The 17,259-nt window shown below is 45.0% G+C and carries 13 protein-coding genes; 4 read left to right on the top strand and 9 right to left on the bottom strand.

The genetic code is table 11. From position 1 onward, the window contains the following. Positions 1-181 precede the first annotated feature (181 nt). Genes KHS38_RS00225 through KHS38_RS00215 form a run of 3 tightly spaced genes read left to right on the top strand, consistent with a single transcriptional unit; the run spans position 182 to position 4,034 of the window. A complete protein-coding gene (locus tag KHS38_RS00225; RefSeq protein WP_213485824.1) occupies positions 182-1,183 on the top strand; it encodes an ABC transporter transmembrane domain-containing protein in 1,002 nt (333 codons plus the stop codon). After that, positions 1,176-2,555: an HlyD family secretion protein gene (locus KHS38_RS00220; protein ID WP_213485823.1), complete on the top strand. Its 1,380-nt coding sequence runs from the start codon at positions 1,176-1,178 to the stop codon at positions 2,553-2,555. The genes KHS38_RS00225 and KHS38_RS00220 overlap by 8 nt, the downstream gene beginning before the upstream one ends. Positions 2,556-2,579: 24 nt before the next feature. Next, complete coding sequence (locus tag KHS38_RS00215) at positions 2,580-4,034, top strand: TolC family protein (protein ID WP_213485822.1); 1,455 nt, start codon at positions 2,580-2,582, stop codon at positions 4,032-4,034. Between the two features lie 90 nt (positions 4,035-4,124). On the opposite strand, the gene KHS38_RS00210 is transcribed toward KHS38_RS00215, so the two are convergent. The 9 genes from KHS38_RS00210 to KHS38_RS00170 all read right to left on the bottom strand — a co-directional run bounded on the left by KHS38_RS00210 (position 4,125) and on the right by KHS38_RS00170 (position 16,428). After that, positions 4,125-5,213, bottom strand: coding sequence for a bile acid:sodium symporter family protein (locus KHS38_RS00210; protein WP_213485820.1), 1,089 nt, complete (start codon positions 5,211-5,213; stop codon positions 4,125-4,127). A gap of 35 nt (positions 5,214-5,248) precedes the next feature. Beyond that, positions 5,249-6,178 carry an RraA family protein gene (locus KHS38_RS00205; RefSeq protein WP_213485819.1) on the bottom strand — a complete coding sequence of 310 codons (930 nt, stop codon included), beginning with the start codon at positions 6,176-6,178 and terminating at the stop codon, positions 5,249-5,251. A gap of 24 nt (positions 6,179-6,202) precedes the next feature. Further along, on the bottom strand, positions 6,203-7,468 hold the full coding sequence (locus tag KHS38_RS00200) for an amidohydrolase/deacetylase family metallohydrolase (RefSeq protein ID WP_213485815.1): 1,266 nt from the start codon (positions 7,466-7,468) through the stop codon (positions 6,203-6,205). Between the two features lie 123 nt (positions 7,469-7,591). Further along, positions 7,592-8,803: an aminotransferase class V-fold PLP-dependent enzyme gene (locus tag KHS38_RS00195; RefSeq protein WP_213485814.1), complete on the bottom strand. Its 1,212-nt coding sequence runs from the start codon at positions 8,801-8,803 to the stop codon at positions 7,592-7,594. A 46-nt stretch (positions 8,804-8,849) separates the two neighbouring features. Beyond that, the gene (locus KHS38_RS00190) at positions 8,850-9,311 is read right to left on the bottom strand and encodes a RidA family protein (RefSeq protein ID WP_213485812.1); all 462 of its coding nucleotides are present in this window, start codon (positions 9,309-9,311) and stop codon (positions 8,850-8,852) included. Positions 9,312-9,436: 125 nt separating this feature from the next. Further along, a complete protein-coding gene (locus KHS38_RS00185) occupies positions 9,437-10,969 on the bottom strand; it encodes a SusD/RagB family nutrient-binding outer membrane lipoprotein (RefSeq protein WP_213485810.1) in 1,533 nt (510 codons plus the stop codon). Between the two features lie 62 nt (positions 10,970-11,031). Continuing rightward, the gene (locus KHS38_RS00180) at positions 11,032-14,286 is read right to left on the bottom strand and encodes a SusC/RagA family TonB-linked outer membrane protein (protein WP_249665229.1); all 3,255 of its coding nucleotides are present in this window, start codon (positions 14,284-14,286) and stop codon (positions 11,032-11,034) included. 325 nt (positions 14,287-14,611) lie between these two features. Next, positions 14,612-15,535, bottom strand: a complete 924-nt coding sequence (locus tag KHS38_RS00175) for a FecR family protein (protein ID WP_213485806.1) — start codon at positions 15,533-15,535, stop codon at positions 14,612-14,614. Positions 15,536-15,858: 323 nt separating this feature from the next. After that, entirely contained in the window at positions 15,859-16,428 is a 570-nt protein-coding gene (locus KHS38_RS00170; protein ID WP_213485805.1) for an RNA polymerase sigma-70 factor, read from the bottom strand. 538 nt (positions 16,429-16,966) lie between these two features. Here KHS38_RS00170 and KHS38_RS00165 point away from each other — a divergent pair. Next, positions 16,967-17,221, top strand: a complete 255-nt coding sequence (locus tag KHS38_RS00165; protein WP_213485804.1) for a hypothetical protein — start codon at positions 16,967-16,969, stop codon at positions 17,219-17,221. The last annotated feature ends 38 nt before the right edge of the window (positions 17,222-17,259 follow it).

The following is a 17,259-nucleotide window of genomic DNA, read 5'->3' as shown; positions in this document are numbered from 1 at the left end:
TTTGCTATGCTCTGCATAGGCAAAAACCGTTCGGTTCGAAAAACTGAACTTACGTGCTCTAGCCATTCCATAAGGTATTTCTGAAATTCATGTTGCCTGGAATTTTTACTGTTCCGGATACGGCAACGTCTGTACTTTCCTGAATTAAACTTTGATCTCCCATTTATTACTTGGCTAAGAAATGAAAAAGAAACATGCTGCCAATGCCCCCACGCCGTGGCAAAGGCTTGTGACCATGCTCCATTATGAGCGTTCAACTATCAATTATATCTTAATTTATGCAGGTTTGATCGGCCTTATAGGTCTCACCCTGCCACTTGGAACCACTGCCATTTACAACCTGCTGGCCAATGGCGCCATGTATAGTTCTACCTATATCCTCATTGCCGTCGTATTAGGCGGTATTGTATTGGGCGGTTTGTTGCTCATCGGGCAGCTTACTTTGGTTGAGGTTATTGAACAAAAACTATTTGCCAAAGCCGCGATGGAGTTTGCCTACCGCTTGCCCCGCATCAAAAAAGAAGAGCTGGCGGGCGAAAACCCGCCCGAATTGGTTAACCGCTTTTTTGATATCCTCACCATTCAAAAAGGATTGACAAAATTGCTGGTTGACATTGTAGCTGCGGCCGTTCAGATTTTGTTCAGTGCCGTACTTCTCTCCTTCTATCATCCGGTGTTTATGGGCTTTGGTTTACTTACGCTGCTTATTATTGCTTTAGTATTGTTCCTGTACTTTAAAGCAGGCGTACGCACCAGCATCCAGGAGTCGGAACATAAGTACGAAGTGGTAGCCTATCTGGAAGAGGTTGCTGACAAATTAGACGCGCACCGCAACGAGCCAGAACGCGCTAAGGTGATTAACATAACAGATGATATTACTTCCAACTACCTAAGGGCACGTAATGATCATTTCGGTATACTAAAAAGGTTTTTTGCAAGCGCAGTGGCCCTGCGCACCGTTTTAATGGGCGGACTGTTGCTGTTGGGTTCTTACTTTGTGGTAGAGCGCCAAATGACTTTCGGCCAGTTCGTAGCGGCTGAGGTGATCATTGTACAGATCAGCTACGCTATTGAAAAATTAATGACCAACATGAACACTGTTTTTGACATGGTAACCGGCAGCGAAAAACTGGCCGTGGTAACCGATCTGGAACTGGAGGAAGGAGAAGCACAACATGGCTAATACATCAAATCATACAGCACAGTTACGCAACTGGGAGGCATTGGCCAACCAGTCGAGTAAAGAACTTTTAGTAGCCAAGGGGCCACGCATTCTGGGCAAAATTATGCTGATGCTGCTGGTGGCATTCATCATTATTTTATTACTGCCCTGGCGGCAAACCATTCCGGGCCGTGGCACCGTAACCGCATTACGTCCTGAAGACAGACCACAAACGGTACAAAATCAAATTGGCGGCCGTATTGAACGCTGGGCCGTACGTGAAGGCCAGGAAGTAAAGAAAGGCGACACCATTTTGGTGATCTCCGAAACCAGCCAGTCGTATTTTGACCCTGAACTGCCAACACGCCTGAACGAGCAGCTGGATGCCAAGCAAAACAGCGAAACCGCTGCTGCCCAAAAAATAGAAGCAACCAACGCCCAAATTAAGGCCATGACCAGCGGCTTACGTTTCCAATTATCGGCGGCTGAAAATAAAGTGCGGCAGGCTGAAAATTATGTACAGATTGACAGCGCCGATCTGGTTGCCGTTCAAAACTCATACGAAACGACCAAGGCCCGTTTAGTGCGTTATGAAACCGGTTACAAAAATGGTCTGTTCTCATTAACGGATATTGAAACCCGCAGGTTAAAGCTGCAAGACGATAAAGCGAAAGTAATCAGTCAGCAAAACAAGCTAAACAACTCGCGTCAGAACCTGCTTAACGCACAGATTGACCTGGATAATATTAGGGCCAAGTATCAGGAATCGTTAGCCAAAGCACAGTCCGACCTGAGCTCGGCCGTGTCCAGCCGTGCCAGCGTGCGCGGTGAGATTGCTAAGCTGCGTAACGATATTACCAACATCGGCATCAGGCGCAGCCTATATGTGGTGCGTGCACCACAGGATGGTTTTGTTGTAAAAACGTATAAGGCCGGTATAGGTGAAAACATCAAAGAAGGTGAATCAATCGCCACGCTGCAACCCAAATCGCCGATGGTTGCGGTTGAAATTTATGTGGACGCCATGGATGTACCGCTGATATTGGACAGCAGCGATGTACGACTGCAATTTGAGGGTTGGCCTTCGGTACAATTTGCCGGCTGGCCATCAGTAGCAGTGGGTACGTTTGCCGGTAAAGTGGCCGTGATTGACCGGGTTAGCAGTGCTGGCGGCAAATACCGTTTGCTGGTTAGGCAAACCAATCCTGTTCCAAGCAAAGACGAAGCGTGGCCTGAACAGCTAAGACAAGGATCGGGCGCGTTTGGTCGTGTTATTTTACGCTCGGTGCCGCTTTGGTACGAGATATGGCGTCAGCTGAACGGCTTCCCGCCGAGTTTGGAAAAAGAGCCTAAGGAGGGTAAAACAGGTGATAGTAAAGATAAAAAGGCTTAATACAGGTAACAACGCAACAATAACATGAAGTTTAAATTAATATGTTATGGGGTTATTGGCTGCCTTTTACTGCTTGTATGGGGAGGAAAAGTATCAGCCCAGGCCAAAAACAATAAAGCTCAGGATACAAGCAAAACTTTTGCTTTAAAGGATTTTGAGGAACTGGTTTTTAAAAACCACCCAATTGTGAAACAAGCCGCCTTGCTAAGCGAAGCTGCAAGAGCTAATGTGCTGCAATCGTTGGGTTATTTCGATCCTGCTTTAAAGGCGGCCTTTGGCCGTAAACTGTTTGGCGAAAGTGAATATTACAACCACTGGACCAGTGAACTGAAGGTACCCCTTTGGGTTGCCGGCGCCGATTTGAAAGTTGGTTATGACCGTAACGTGGGCGAATATACCAACCCTGAAACGCACACCAGCTTATCCGGCCTTACCGGCATTGGTCTGAGTATACCTTTGGGTCAGGGGTTAATTATTGATGCCCGCCGCAGCACGTTAAGGCAATCCAGAATTATGGTAGGCTATGCCGAAGCCGAACGTGTAAAACAAATAAACGGCGTATGGTACAATGCCATTAAAGACTACTGGAACTGGTATTACATGTACCGCCAGTTTGAACTGATTAATGAAGGCGTGCGCCTGGCCGAACAAAGGTACCGGGCAGTAAGCGGCCAAACCGAAGTTGGCGACAAGCCGGGGATTGATTCTGTAGAGGCCAATATTACCGTGCAGGATCGCCGCATCCAGTTAGAGAAGGTGAAGATTGAGCTGCAAAATGCCCGCCTGGTGTTGTCTAACCATTTATGGAACGATCAGGGTAACCCGCTGGAATTACCTGTAGATGCTGTACCGCAAAGCGCCGCACCTTTAAAGGTTGACCGCCAGTTGGTAGATACATTAGTAACACAAGCAGCCAACCTGCATCCCGAACTGGTAAAGCTTAGGGCCAAGAGCGGACAACTGGCCATTGAGCGCAGCTACCGGCGTGAAATGCTTAAGCCAAAAATCAACATCAGCGGTTCGCTGCTTTCTAAACGGCGTAGCTTTAACACCTACGTTCCCGATTATTATGATTTTGGCTGGAGCAATTACAAGGTAGGACTTGAGTTTTCGTTCCCGCTGTTTTTAAGGGCCGAACGCGGTAAACTGCGTGAGGTAAAAATTAAGCAGGAACAATTGGACTTCGACCTACAGCAATCGGGCCGGGTAATTCAGAACGAAGTGCTGGCATCGTACAACGATTTAAAGGCTTACGAATCGCAGCTGGCCATACAAATTAAAAACATCGGCAATCAGCAAATACTGCTTACCGGCGAATCACAAAAGTTCGATTTGGGCGAAAGTACTTTGTTCCTGATCAACAGCCGCGAATCCAAACTCATAGATATGAAAATAAAGCGAGAGGAAATGATCGCTGGATTTCAGAAAGCACTTGCCGGACTTTACTATAAAGCCGGAACAAGGCAAAACGTGGAATAATAGCGTAGCTTTTTAGTTGATGGTTATATATTAAAATAGCCCGTTGAACAAATGTTTAACGGGCTACTTTGTATTTGCACAATTCACTAATCACTCGGTGCCTGGCTTAGGTCGATCATCCACCGGCTTGCGATGCCAGTAGTTCGCCAGGATAGATCCAGTTATATTCATTAACGGGCCGAATATGGCTGGTGCCAAGCCGACCGTTGCCATTTTACCCATCTCTTTGGCTAAGCCTGATGCCAGTCCGCCGTTTTGCATACCCACTTCTATAGCCATGGTTCGGCAGTCCCGCTCATCCATTTTAAATAACCGGCCGGCCCAGTAGCCAAACGTATAGCCCAACAGGTTATGCGCCAGTACCAGCACAATCAGCATAAAGCCAATGTTGAGCAGGCTGCTTCGCCCGGCAGCTGTGATAATGACGATAATGAAAGCGATACCAAACATAGATACCAAGGGCATAGCAGTTTCCAGCCATTTTGCCCTTTTAAGCAGATACTTATTAAACAAGATACCAGCACCAATGGGTACAATAACCATCTTGGTTATATCCCACATCATATCTACCACATCAATTTTAATAAAAGCGCCACCCAGCAACTTCATCAATAACGGTGTAAAAAGCGGCGCCAGCATGGTAGATACGGCTGTTAGTGTTATAGACAAAGCCAGATTAGCCTTTGCCAAGTAAGATACCACGTTTGAGGCCATGCCGTTGGGCGAGCAGCCTATCAAAATAATTCCGGCGGCAATTTCGGGCGGAAAACCACTTAGCTTGGCAAGCGTAAAACCAAGTAACGGCATAATGATAAAATGGCTGCACACGCCTATAACTACCCCTTTGGGCATTTTAATAACACCTACAAAATCCTGCACGCCCATGGAAGTTCCCATACCAAACATAATGAGCTGAATTAGCGGTGTAATTAGTGTTGCCAGCTTAAAGCCATTGATCTGTACAAAGTAATTTGGATAGTACAAGGCCGTTGTAATGGCAGCAAAAATAATAAGCGTGAAGGAAAACCCCTTGAGGGAAACAAAGCCGCGGAAAGCCACGGCCAGCAAAACCAGTGAGGCAATCAGAACCGGCCCAGCTTGCGCAATGAGTCCGCTTATAAACAGTATGGCAGCAATCAGTATGCCCGCTGCTGATATGCCCGTTAAAATTTTATACATAGTTGCGATGGTTAATTAGTTTGATACCATAATATTTACCATGTCCGTTTTTCCATAAAGGCGTCTAACTGAGCACGGGTCATTTTCACCTTTTCGCCACTTTGCGCCAGCCATGTCAAAAAGGCCTCTCTAATTTGGCTGGTCCACTGGCTGTCAATTTCACCCGTTGTAAAGCGGCCGGATTTGAGCATGGCCTGTCCAAACTGGTCGCGCAGGGCAATAAACTCGGCTGTGGCAACCACCTTTTCGGCCAAGTGGGCCGGTATGAACAGCACCCCTTCTTTTTCCGAAATCACCAAATCACCAGGTAATACAATAGCGCGGCCTATACGTATAGGCGTATTCAAACCCATCAATACCATCTCTTCCAAGTACGAGGGGTCAAAATCACGCACAAAAGCGTTAAAGCCTTTGATTTTACTTAGCCCCTGCAAATCGCGGGCAGAACCGTCAAAAATCACCCCGTTGCCCGATTTATTATAGATGGAGTTACCCAAATTGTCGCCTATTAGGGTGCCGCCTTGTATTTTACCAAAGCCATCAGCCACATACACATCGCCAGGCTGCAGTATATCAATGGGCCAGGCGTTGGTATTGCCTTTGCGGCCCTGCTTAACACCCTTATCCTTGATATTCTTCTCCACATCAGGCCGGGTAGGCATAAACATAGCGGTAACTGCTCGGCCCACTACCGGTACATCATCATGTACCAACTTCCAGTTACCCTCAAACTGGTTGTTGTAGCCTTCGTTTCTCAGCACAGTCCAGGCTTCTTCAATACCGATATTCTTCGCACGCTGAATAAGATCATCGCTTATTTTGGGCCGGCCGTCGGGAAAGCGTTCTCCTTTCCAGGCAGATGTATAAAATATCAGTTCATCTTTAGACAGGGTTTGTGCCCTGGATGTATCAGCTTTAGTAAGCACAAATAGCAGCGCAATTAGTAAAATAGCTTTAGGTTTCATTGGTTTTGAGATAGTCTTTAACGCTTAATGATCATTCACAGCTTTTTGTGGTGCGTAAACCGGATCGGCAATGCCATTCAGGTCGTAAACTATTCTACCTGCTCTGATGGTTAGTTCACACTCCAGTTTATGTTTAGCTTCGAGCTTGTAACCGGTATAATCAAACAAACCGAATTTGCCGTCGCGTACATTCAGTACCGCTACATCCGCATCAGCGCCTACTGATAAGTTTCCTAATTCTTCGTGTTTGATCTCCTTGGCAGGGTTTGCTGTTGATGCCTGAATAACGCTTTTTAAATCCATACCTAAGGCTAAGAACTTAGACATGGTGGTGAGCATATCTTTCATGGCGTTGTTCATACTGCCGGTATGGATATCGGTACTGATAGAGTTCGGATAAAAGCCCTCTTTAGTGGCCGGTATAGCCTGTGCGTAGGCAAAGCTGATACCGCCATAACCTACGTCAAAATAAATACCCTTTTTACGGGCTTCCCATACATAGGGCTTTACTTTTTTGGTTTGGATATCTACAATAGGTTCCCGGCCGTTTACCTGACCAAAGCAATGCGTAAAAATATCGCCCGACCTGAGGTGCTGCATAAACAGTTCCTCAATAGGCAGTGGCGGGTTACTACCGCCAAAGTCAATCATCACCGGCAGGTTTCCGGCCAGCTTGCCGGCTTCCACAGCACGGTCAACCGGTGTCCATTCGTGCCCTTCGTAATGCGCAACCTTAAAGCCTACTACGTTATTTTTATACTGCCGGGCCACCATAGCCGACATTTTTGCATCCATATCGTTTGCATTCTGCTCATATCCCGCACGCATGCCCTCGCCTACTATATTGATAAAAGCCAGCACCCGGGTTTGCGACTGATCGATAGTTTGGGCCTTAAAGGTTGGGAAAGTACGCCAACCAGAGCTGCCTGCATCCACAACGGTTGTTACGCCGTTGCGAAAAGTAAACCCATCGGGCGGCAAGGCCAGGTTACCGTTCTCATACTGATGATCGGGCTGTGTACCAAAAAAGTTATGTGTGTGAATATCAATCAGCCCCGGCGTTACATACAAGCCCTTGGCATTTACAACCTGCACAGCCTGCTTGCTATCAATATTTTTGGCTACTTGTGCTATCTTACCATCTTTGATGGCCACATCCATTACACCGTCTATGTTATTCTTCGGGTCGATAACGTGCCCGCTTTTGATAACGATGCTGTACGTTTGCGCCCTCGCTGCCTGGCAAAACAAGCCAAAACCGGCCAGCAGTATAAAGAGTTTATTTTTCATTCAGATAGGTTTAACTGCTTTGAAAAAGACATAGCATGCCCATGCCTGTTAAAAAGCGTTTTCAAATTTTTCAATATTTAAGCTGTTGAATTTCCTTTTTAAGGCAACCTTGAATTGTTGATGTTATGCCATAGCTTGTTGCAATACGGCTTTTACCCGGTTGGCCACAACATCTATTTGATCTGGCCGGAGCAGCACTACGCCAACTATTAAACTTTCGTTCCGGCTGTTGGCAACAATGCTTGGCGTTCCTGTTTTAAGGGCTACCAGCACATCCTCGGGCTTTGTTTTAATTTTGCTTTGATCCCAGGTTACAAACAAGCTCGGGAAAGCGTTGGCCGGCCCCGGATCAACCACGGTTTTGGTTTTAACGGTTTGCAAGGTTTCCAGTTTACCGCCAATGTATTTGGTACGTTGCAGCCAGTCTTCCCATTCTTTTTTATGATCCCTTTCCAGGTAAGCCTTTAATGCGGCATACATACCAAACATTTCTTCTTTGTTAACCTTCATAGGCCGGCCAATGGGAGCCTCATGCGGACTATGATTTAAGCGTGCTGCGGCAATCAGATCCTTACGGCCAAAAAGCAACCCTGCACTTTGCGGCCCGCGTATCATTTTACCGCCTGAAAAGGTGACCAGATCAAAACCCATCTTTTGGAACTTAAACAGGTTTTCTACCGGCGGTACATCGGCAGCTGCGTCTAAAAACGTTGGAATGTTATGCTTTTTAGCTACGGTCAAAAACTGCTCGTGTGTGATGCTGCTACGCTCGGCAGCGTTAAAGAATAGAGCCATCACGGTGTTGCTGTTAATGGCCTGCTCCATTTCAGCTGCACCTTCTACTTCAATCATTTTAGCTCCGGTGGTAGTTACTGCCTGATCAAATAGATACCTATGCGATTTTTGCATTATCACCTCAGGTCGCGGCCCCGGTAAATTGGGCAGCATTTTAATTTTTTGCGGATCGGTACCGGTTATAGCTGCCGCTGTGCCCAGTAACATAGCGCAAGCCGCGCCCGATGTTACCATAGCCGCCTCACAATGCAGCATTTCGGCAATTTTGGCGCCTACTTTATCCTGCAGCTCATACATATTGGCAAAGTCATGTGCGGTGGAGTTAATTGCCTCCAGCACCTCTGGTTGCATTAATGAACCTGAGAGGAAAGTCATGGTTACGGATGCATTGATTACCGGCGTCACCCCAAGCTCTTTAAAAAAGTCACGCTTTGGAGCAAGTGCAGGCTTAATTGGCGTATGGAACGAAGCGGCTTCAGCCACTATGCTGCCGCTAAACGGCAAAATGGATAGCCCCTTGATGATGTTTCTGCGTTTCATAATTTGGTTATAATTGTTACCACAGTTTGTATTTTGCGTACTGCTTCTACACGTAAGCAATACAGTCCATCTCTACCAGCGAGTTACCGGGTACGCCGCCTTTGGCAACTGCAACGGTGGTACGCACGGGGGGCTTTTTACCAAATCGGCCTTTATAGACTTCATTCATGCTCTGGTAGTCGGCAATATCATTCAGGTATACGTTTACCTTCAGCACCTTTTCCATTGATGAACCGGCTTTTTTCAATTCAGCCTCCAACTCTTTGAGTACAATTTCGGTATGCGCTTTTATTTCAAAAGGTTCAACGTGGGCACCTTTGCCGGCTATAAATATCATATTGCCCATCCGGGTTGAGCCAGAGAATAATGGCACATCCTCATAGTTAGTCACGTTGTTAACTTCCTTTTCTTCGATTTGTGGCGTACTTCCTTTTGCCATACCAAATACGGATAAGGCACCTACGGAAGCGATTAGCTTTTTTACGATTGATCTTCTTTCTGCTTTCATAATGTATTTTGTTTTGACGTATAGTTTATTTCAGCCAAGTAATCACTGATAATAAAGCGATAGGCTTGCCTGCTTTTGCAATGCGCTACTCGCAGGAAAGCTATCTGTATTAACTGATTAAAGTTTTATGGCTTGTCCCACCACATGCGGGTCATAAAATCGTCCGCTCCCTGGCGGGCAATAGCCGCCTGGTAATTCTGACCGTTCAGGTTTTGCTCGGTATTAGGGTATTGCATCCGCCTGAAAATTTTACCACCTGTAGCGTTACCTACATAATTATTAGGCGTAAGCGCCGGGAAACCGGTACGACGGTAAGTGGCAAATACCTCCTGCGAGTTAGGGAACACCCCTACCCAGAATTGCGTATAGATTTGCTCCATCTGGCTTTCAAAACCACCAGCGGTGTTTAACTGATGATACCGGATATAAGTATCAATTTGATTAGTGCTGATATTACCTGCTGCACCATACAAGGCCCACTGACGCATAGACGCGCGAATGCCATTCTCATAGGCGGCGCCAACCGATGTACCATTGTACCAGCCACGCAAGGCTGCTTCGGCCAGCAAAAAGTTAGTTTCTGCATTGGTCAATAAAAAGTATGGGCTTTCGAATTTGAGCAGCGTGGCCGGATTTGGTTCCGAATAAGTGGCAAAATCGGCAGGCTTGGTACCTAGCGTTGCCGACATACCTTTTTGAAGCGCCGCTGCAGTATCAACCTTGGTACGGCTTGTCCACACTACCGCCAGCACACCCAGGCGCGGATCTTTGTTGTTTTTAAGGTAGTTGATGAATACATCCTGAAACTTGCCGCCTTCGGGATTATTAGTACCAAAATTAGCCGGATTGTAATCCGAATTATACATCCATAAAGCCAGCGGGTTTTTGTTGATATCCTGCCCGGCCGGTACATAACCATTTACTTTGGCTATATCTGCATCCTCTAAAATTACGCCGCCTGCTATTGCTTTTTGAGCCCAGGTTCGGGCTGCGGTAGCATCAACCTTGGTCATGCGCATGGCCTGGCGCAGCATCAGGGAGTAAGCAAACTTTTTCCACCTGGTTACATCACCAGCGTAAATCAAATCTGCTGCGCCGAAGTTTACTTTGCTGGCATCAAAGCTAGCGGCAGCTTCATCCAGTTCCTTCAATATGTCAGCATAAATATTCTTTTGCTCATCATAAGCCGGTTTGTAGTTTGCCTCGGTATAACCTTTAGCCGCCTGTGCATATGGTACATCGCCATATAAATCAGTAACCCGGCTAAAGCAATATGCCCTCCATACCCTGGCAGCTGCCAACTGGTTAACCAGCTCGGGTTTACCTGATACCGCTGTGATTACTTGGGTTATCTCATTAATCTCTTTAGGGTAAGCATTGTTAAAAACTGTCCATGATTGCTGGTTTTGGCTCAGAACATACTTGGCGCCAAAGCCTGCCACATCATTATAGCTGGTAGTATATTGCATGGTGCCCTGTAAAAGAGTAAGCACGTCGCCTGCCCCATCCAGCAATGCCTTGGTGAAAACATAAGACGGCGTGGGGTTGCTGGAGGCATTCGGATTGGTATTCATATCTTCGAACCCCTTATCGCAAGCCTGTAAAGCCAAACAGGCACTTGCCAACAGCACCGAGAACTTTTGGAAATATCTTTTCATGTTAATTACATTTAAAAATCATTCTGTCAACTGAGTATTCGTTTGCTTGCATTTGGCGCTGATTAAAATCTAACCATAAAATTTAGACCGAAGCTGCGTGTTCTGGGCAAGCCGAGAGATTCAAAACCCTGGCTTGGGCCATTATTGAAACTCGCTTCAGGGTCAAAATTGTCGGTCTGTTTATAGATGGTTAGCAGGTTACGTGCAACAAATGAGATGGATGCACCTTGAATATTCATCGCCTTTAGCTTCTGAACGGGGATAGCATAGCTCAATATGACCTGACGCAGTTTTACAAACCCTGCATCATGCAAAAAGAGTTCAGAATACGACTTATAATTATCGTAATAACTTCTCAGGTCGGATACAGGCACTACTCTTGAGTAGGGCGCGCCGGCTTGGTCGACACCGTTTAGCTGCAGACCGTTCTCACGTCCGGGCAGCGTCGATTTCATTAAACCCAGTCGCGTACCATATACTTCCATCAACGAGAAAATCTTATTACCGAACTTGCCGTCCAGAAGCACATTCAATGAAAATCTTTTGTATTTGAAATCGTTGGTTAAACCCATGGTTAGCGGCGCAACGCCGTTGCCTAACATCTGCAAGCCTGTGGCTACCGGCAGGCCTGTAGTACGGTTATAGACTACATTGCCGTTACCATCGCGCTGCATACGTGTGCCTACAATGGTACCATAGGGCTGGCCAACAATATTGTTAATGTATGCCCAACCGTTTACAGTTGACGCACCTTGTAATTGATTGATACCCTCAGACAGTTTAACTACTTCATTCTTATTGTAGGCTACGTTGTAGCTCGCATTCCAGCTAAACTTGCTGCCCTTAATGGGTGTACCGTTAATCAGGGCCTCAATACCTTTATTGTTCAGTTCACCCACGTTCAGGATCACATTGTTATAACCGGTGGTGCCCGAAATTGCTGTGAGTACGATATCTTTAGTGGTTTTACGGTTGTATACTGTGATATCAAAACCTAAACGGCTTTTCAGGAAACGGGCCTCGATACCCGCCTCGGTAGTGGTAGAGGTATATGGCCGCAGGTTATTGTTGGTGATCGTTGTGCTTGATACATTCTGTAACGGCTGCCCTGAACTTGGCTGCATAGTGAAAGCCTGATTTATTTGATAAGGTGTAGGTGCACCGCCGCCCACCTGTGCCCATGAGGCCCTTACCTTGGCATAACTTACTGCAGCAGGCATTTTAAATGCTTCGGATAACACGAAACTACCACCTACAGACGGGTAAAAAATGCTGTTACTTTGCGGGCTCAAGGTCGAAAACCAGTCTTGCCGGCCGGTAACAGTCAGGTAAGCATAGTTTTTAAAGCTTAAATCTGCAGATCCCATCAGCGAGTTAATGGCCGTTCTATTATTAGTCGGCGTATTGGAAACGGTAGACAAGTTGGTGGAGCTGTAGAAGTACGGAATAATGAAATTGCTACCGGTTATATTGGTTTCATTATAAACCGAGCGCTGCTGATTGCCACCCACAAATGCTGTTAAAGCCAGGTCTTTGCTTATTTTACCATTATAGTTCAGTGTTAGCAAACCATTGGTTTCTGATGCATCAACTTTCAGTTCAGTATACTGTCCGTTCAGAAAATACAGCGTACCAGTCGGAACGATGTATTTGTAATTGTAGTAGTAAAAATCACGGCTTACTACCGCTTTTACCGAAAGGTTTTTTATGAACTCATAAGTAACACCAGCCTGACCAATAAACCGGTTCTTGGTATCATTTTGCTGAAGCTTATTTACTACAAAATATGCGTTGGTAGCAATAGAGGCATCGTTCCACGGTGTTTCATTTCCGTTCGCATCATGCCCCGGATTCAGCCATCTCACATCTGCCGTATTGGCTATCATATAAGGGCTCCAATTGGGGTTGCCGGACGCATCGCCTGCGGTAGGGCGGTTTTTAGCACGTTCAATATTATACTGGGCTAACGCTTCAAAAGTAACTTTGCTACCTAATTTACCGCTTACATTCAGGTTAGCCGTTTTGCGGTTGTAGTTACTGTTTGGCAAAATGCTTTGGCTGTTTAGATCAGCTACCGAAAAACGATAAGTAACGGCCTCGTTACCACCTGTTGCAGCCACCGTATTGGTAAAGGTAGAGCCCGTACGGTAGAAGTTTTTGATGTTATCTTTTTGTGCGGTGTAAGGATGCTGCAAGCCATCTGCACCGATATAAGTGGAACCGTCAATTTTAGCACCGAACGACCGGCGACCTGTTTGAATAGCCGCAGCCTGTGTGGTAGGTTTTACACCGCCATCACCCTGACCATACTCATATTGCCAGTCAGGAAATACGGCAGGGCTTTCCATAGTATAAGTACCGTTATACTCAACACCTATTCCTTTTTGTGCACGGCCTTTTTTTGTAGTTATTAGGATTACACCATTGCCTGCCCGGGCGCCATAGAGCGCCGCTGCTGTACCACCTTTAAGCACGCTGATTGATTCTATGTCGTCGGGGTTGATGCCGGCAATACCATCGCCGCGGTCAACGTTGCCCGCACCGCCGTTGGTAGTAGCACTACCGCCAGGTACGCTGTTATCAATAGGCATACCGTTTACCACATAAAGCGGCTGGTTGTTACCCCCAAATGATCCGTTACCACGAATGATGACACGGCTTGACCCGCCCGGACCGGTGGATAAGCCGGTGGCATTTACACCTGCAACTTTACCAGTTAGTGCATTAGCCACGTTGTTTTCACGTGCCTGGGTAAACTCATCGCCTTTAACCTCCGTAACGGAATAGGCTAATGCTTTTCTTTGGCGTGATATACCTAAAGCGGTAACCACCACCTCGTTCAAATCTTTTGATGCCTCCTGCAGCTTTACATCTATTACACTGCGGTTTGCCACAGGCACCTCTTGGGGCACAAAACCCATAAAAGAAAACACCAATACGGCATTATCATCTGGTGCAGCTATGGTGTATTTACCATCTATGTTGGTACTGGTACCACCTGTAGTACCTTTTACCTTAACATTTACACCGGGCAGCGGCGCACCGGCGTTATCGGTAACTTTACCACTAATTGCTATTTGTACAACTTTATTTGCAGCGGCCTCGGGTGTGGCAACCGGCTTTTTATCTATCAGTATAACGTTACCCGATATGGAGAAAGCCATGCCCAGCGGTTCAAAAATCTTTTTTAATACGGCGTTCAATTCTTCGTTTTTCACATCAATGCTTACCGCCTGGTTGGTAACAATTGCGTTACTGAAAACAAAACTTATTTTGGTTGCTTTATTGATTTGCTTAAGTACGTTTTTGACAGGCATATTGACCACACGTAACGAAATCTTGGGGTTTAGATCCTGAATGGAGTTCCCTTTTGCAAAAACCTGAGCGTAGAGTAAAGAAAAAATAAGGCTAATAATAACTGTCCGGCCTAAAGCTTTGCGCATTAAGCGACAGGACAATGATTTTTTTGTCATATCTTTGGTCAAAATTTATAGTGATGAAATGCCCTTTACGGGATGTACTATGAATTCAGCCGGGCCTGGCCCGGATTACAGGGTTGAGTGTGCTGGAACCACATTCAACCTTTTTTTTGTATCCTTTTATATCTATAGGCAGTACGGGTTAAGTTTACACATTAGTTAATTACTTATATAACAGGTAGGCATGCTCTTTTTGCATGTATTTTGAATGCGTAAGCTTAGCCAATACATTCAAAATATTGTTTAAATGCTGGTGCTGAAAAATTGCGGTAATGTGCTGCTGCGCCAACTTCTCGTCGGCAACCTTCACCTCCACGCCATACTTATTGTGAAGTGCTGTAGCAACTTCTTCTAAACTGGCATTTTCAAATATCAGCTTATCTTCAGTCCAGGCAATAGCATCCTGTGGGTCGGCCATCATGCCGAGTGCGAGTTTATTTTGCCCCGGTCGACTGGTGGCAGATTGGCCGCGGGTTAGTACGGCCACGGCTTTTGACGATTCATCCTTCACGGCTACTTTACCTGTAAGTACGGTTATTACCATGGGCTTTTGCGGTGAATAAGCGGCTACCGTGAAAGAAGTGCCCAGTACATGCGTTTTTAACTTGCCGGCGCGTACAATAAATGGTTTATTATCATTATGCACTACCTGAAAATAAGCTTCGCCCTTTAAATATACCTCGCGGCTATTGCTTGTAAACTTTTCAGGGTAGCGCAATTCGCTATTAGCATTCAAGGTAATCCGGGTGCCATCCTGCAAAACAAGTACCTTTGTTTGGGCAGCTGGTACGCGATGCGTTACATATACTGTTGGGACAGGTTGCTTTTTGTAAAGTATAACACTGCCAATCATCAAAATCGCTACTATGCAAGCTGCATATTTTATAAATTTAGAATGCCTACCTAACCATCGGTTACCAATTGCTGTACGGTATATGCCATTCCAGTTTACTGTATGTAACAAAGGAGTTTGCCTTGCCTCTTCCCAACTTTTACGCATAGAGGCGTCGAATGCATCAAAGCTGTCGGCTTGTTTCAGCATCTCCAAAAGCTCATCGAACTCGGCTTTGGTACACGAATTAGCCATATATTTATCTAAGAGCTCGGACTGACGCTGATATTTTTCCATCTATCTTACTGATTCTATAACTAAAGACACAACAAAACCTCTAACAGACTAATCAAAAGTGGACTTTTTTTTCACATCAAATTTAAATAATGCGGAATTTAGTGATTCTAACAATAAAATAAGGCACTAATAATGAATAAATAACAATAACACAATCTATTTAATGTTATTTAATCAATATTTTCAATGAATTATTGATATATACCCATCAAAAACGGTCTGAAAATAAAAACTTCAACCATAATTTAAGAAAAACCAGTATATCAACTATATAATTAAGGTTAAAACAAATTACAAAGAGTGAACACAACTACCAGGGTTGGATTTACGCCGTTTCTTGTAAGATAGGAATTGATAAAACTTAAAGCTGCCATGAGATGATTTTTGACAGTGTGTTTGGAAAGGTTTAATTGCGCAGCTATCTCGTCATAATTTAAACCATCTTCTTTACTGAGACGGTAAACCAATTGGCGTTGCGGTGAAAGCTGATTTACAGCCTTAGATATAAGTTGCCTGCACTCCGTAACCTGCATTTCCTGTTCGGTGTTATTGAAGCCGGTAACAGCCACGCGTTGCAACTCATTTACCAGCCTGGCATTGCTTGCAATTTTTCGAAGATAGTTTAAGGAGTAGTTGCGTACGATGGTGTAAATATATCCATCTAAATTTTTAACCTGCTGCAAGGCATCCTGACTCAGCCATAACTTAATAAAAATTTCCTGCGTTATTTCTTCAGCTGCGTACTGCGACTTAACTATAGTATATACCTGGGTATAAATTTGGCGCTTATAGCGCTCAAAGATAGACTTGAACTCAAGTTCTTGCGGCCGGGTTAAGTTAAAATTAAGCATTTAATAGCAACTATCTTTAATGATTCACGCAACAATCTGGCTCTGTTAGTATGCTGCCCGGATGAGCAGCCAATTTAAGGACGTATTTAAAAACAGAACAAAATACTAATAATTGAAAGTTTTCCTATACAAAATGAGAATTAAATTCATATTGCCAAAATATTAATTTAAAACAAGGAATAAATAGATGTTTGGATAGGACATTGTAAATAAAAAAGCCTCCTCGCTCTTGCAGCTTGGAGGCTTTCAACCTAAACCTTATCACAATTGCAGACAGAGTGTCTGCGTTACAAATATGCACCAAGGATATCGTTTTAAAAAAATCGATATTTTTAATGGTGTATAGATTATGTTAATAATGTCTTTTATCAAGTGCTATATACAGCAAAACAAACCTCATTTAATGAGGCGACCATGAGAATTTATGCTTACAAGGGGTTGCGAAGACGAAAAGCTGTAGCTAACACTTTATAAAGTGATTTTAAACAGAAGGATAAAGCGACCAAACAAAATCTGGAAGGCGTATCTTTGTATGGATATGGACGAACGTTTTTTATTAGAGCTAACTTATAAAGGCGAATTATTGAAATACGATGCGCAGCTTCGGCAGTATGGTTATATACACCGGATAGAGGTAGATTTGGACGGCATACCAGTACAGTTTGAACCTGATGAAGAAGGAAACTACCGGGCGTTAGTAAGTCCGGAACAGGTAGCCAGTAAAGAAAACAACCTGGAGGTAGGCTTATTACAGGCTATCGCCCAAAAGATAGAAAGTCTGCATCAATCCTAATTAACAGCAGGCACAACAAGAGCCAGCATGCGTATAAA

Origin of the sequence: Mucilaginibacter sp. Bleaf8 (assembly GCF_018390515.1) — a bacterium.
Classification (GTDB): domain Bacteria; phylum Bacteroidota; class Bacteroidia; order Sphingobacteriales; family Sphingobacteriaceae; genus Mucilaginibacter.
The sequence above is the reverse complement of the archived record's forward strand: the minus strand, read 5'-3'. Positions and strand labels throughout refer to the sequence as shown.

Excerpts from the sequence above, each read along its gene's own strand:
- KHS38_RS00200 (WP_213485815.1), bottom strand. The coding sequence starts at position 7,468 with ATGAAAAATAAACTCTTTATACTGCTGGCCGGTTTTGGCTTGTTTTGC.
- KHS38_RS00170 (WP_213485805.1), bottom strand. The coding sequence starts at position 16,428 with ATGCTTAATTTTAACTTAACCCGGCCGCAAGAACTTGAGTTCAAGTCT.
- KHS38_RS00180 (WP_249665229.1), bottom strand. The coding sequence starts at position 14,286 with ATGCCTGTCAAAAACGTACTTAAGCAAATCAATAAAGCAACCAAAATA.
- KHS38_RS00205 (WP_213485819.1), bottom strand. The coding sequence starts at position 6,178 with ATGAAACCTAAAGCTATTTTACTAATTGCGCTGCTATTTGTGCTTACT.
- KHS38_RS00220 (WP_213485823.1), top strand. The coding sequence starts at position 1,176 with ATGGCTAATACATCAAATCATACAGCACAGTTACGCAACTGGGAGGCA.
- KHS38_RS00195 (WP_213485814.1), bottom strand. The coding sequence starts at position 8,803 with ATGAAACGCAGAAACATCATCAAGGGGCTATCCATTTTGCCGTTTAGC.
- KHS38_RS00225 (WP_213485824.1), top strand. The coding sequence starts at position 182 with ATGAAAAAGAAACATGCTGCCAATGCCCCCACGCCGTGGCAAAGGCTT.
- KHS38_RS00175 (WP_213485806.1), bottom strand. The coding sequence starts at position 15,535 with ATGGCTAATTCGTGTACCAAAGCCGAGTTCGATGAGCTTTTGGAGATG.
- KHS38_RS00215 (WP_213485822.1), top strand. The coding sequence starts at position 2,580 with ATGAAGTTTAAATTAATATGTTATGGGGTTATTGGCTGCCTTTTACTG.
- KHS38_RS00190 (WP_213485812.1), bottom strand. The coding sequence starts at position 9,311 with ATGAAAGCAGAAAGAAGATCAATCGTAAAAAAGCTAATCGCTTCCGTA.
- KHS38_RS00185 (WP_213485810.1), bottom strand. The coding sequence starts at position 10,969 with ATGAAAAGATATTTCCAAAAGTTCTCGGTGCTGTTGGCAAGTGCCTGT.
- KHS38_RS00210 (WP_213485820.1), bottom strand. The coding sequence starts at position 5,213 with ATGTATAAAATTTTAACGGGCATATCAGCAGCGGGCATACTGATTGCT.
- KHS38_RS00165 (WP_213485804.1), top strand. The coding sequence starts at position 16,967 with ATGGACGAACGTTTTTTATTAGAGCTAACTTATAAAGGCGAATTATTG.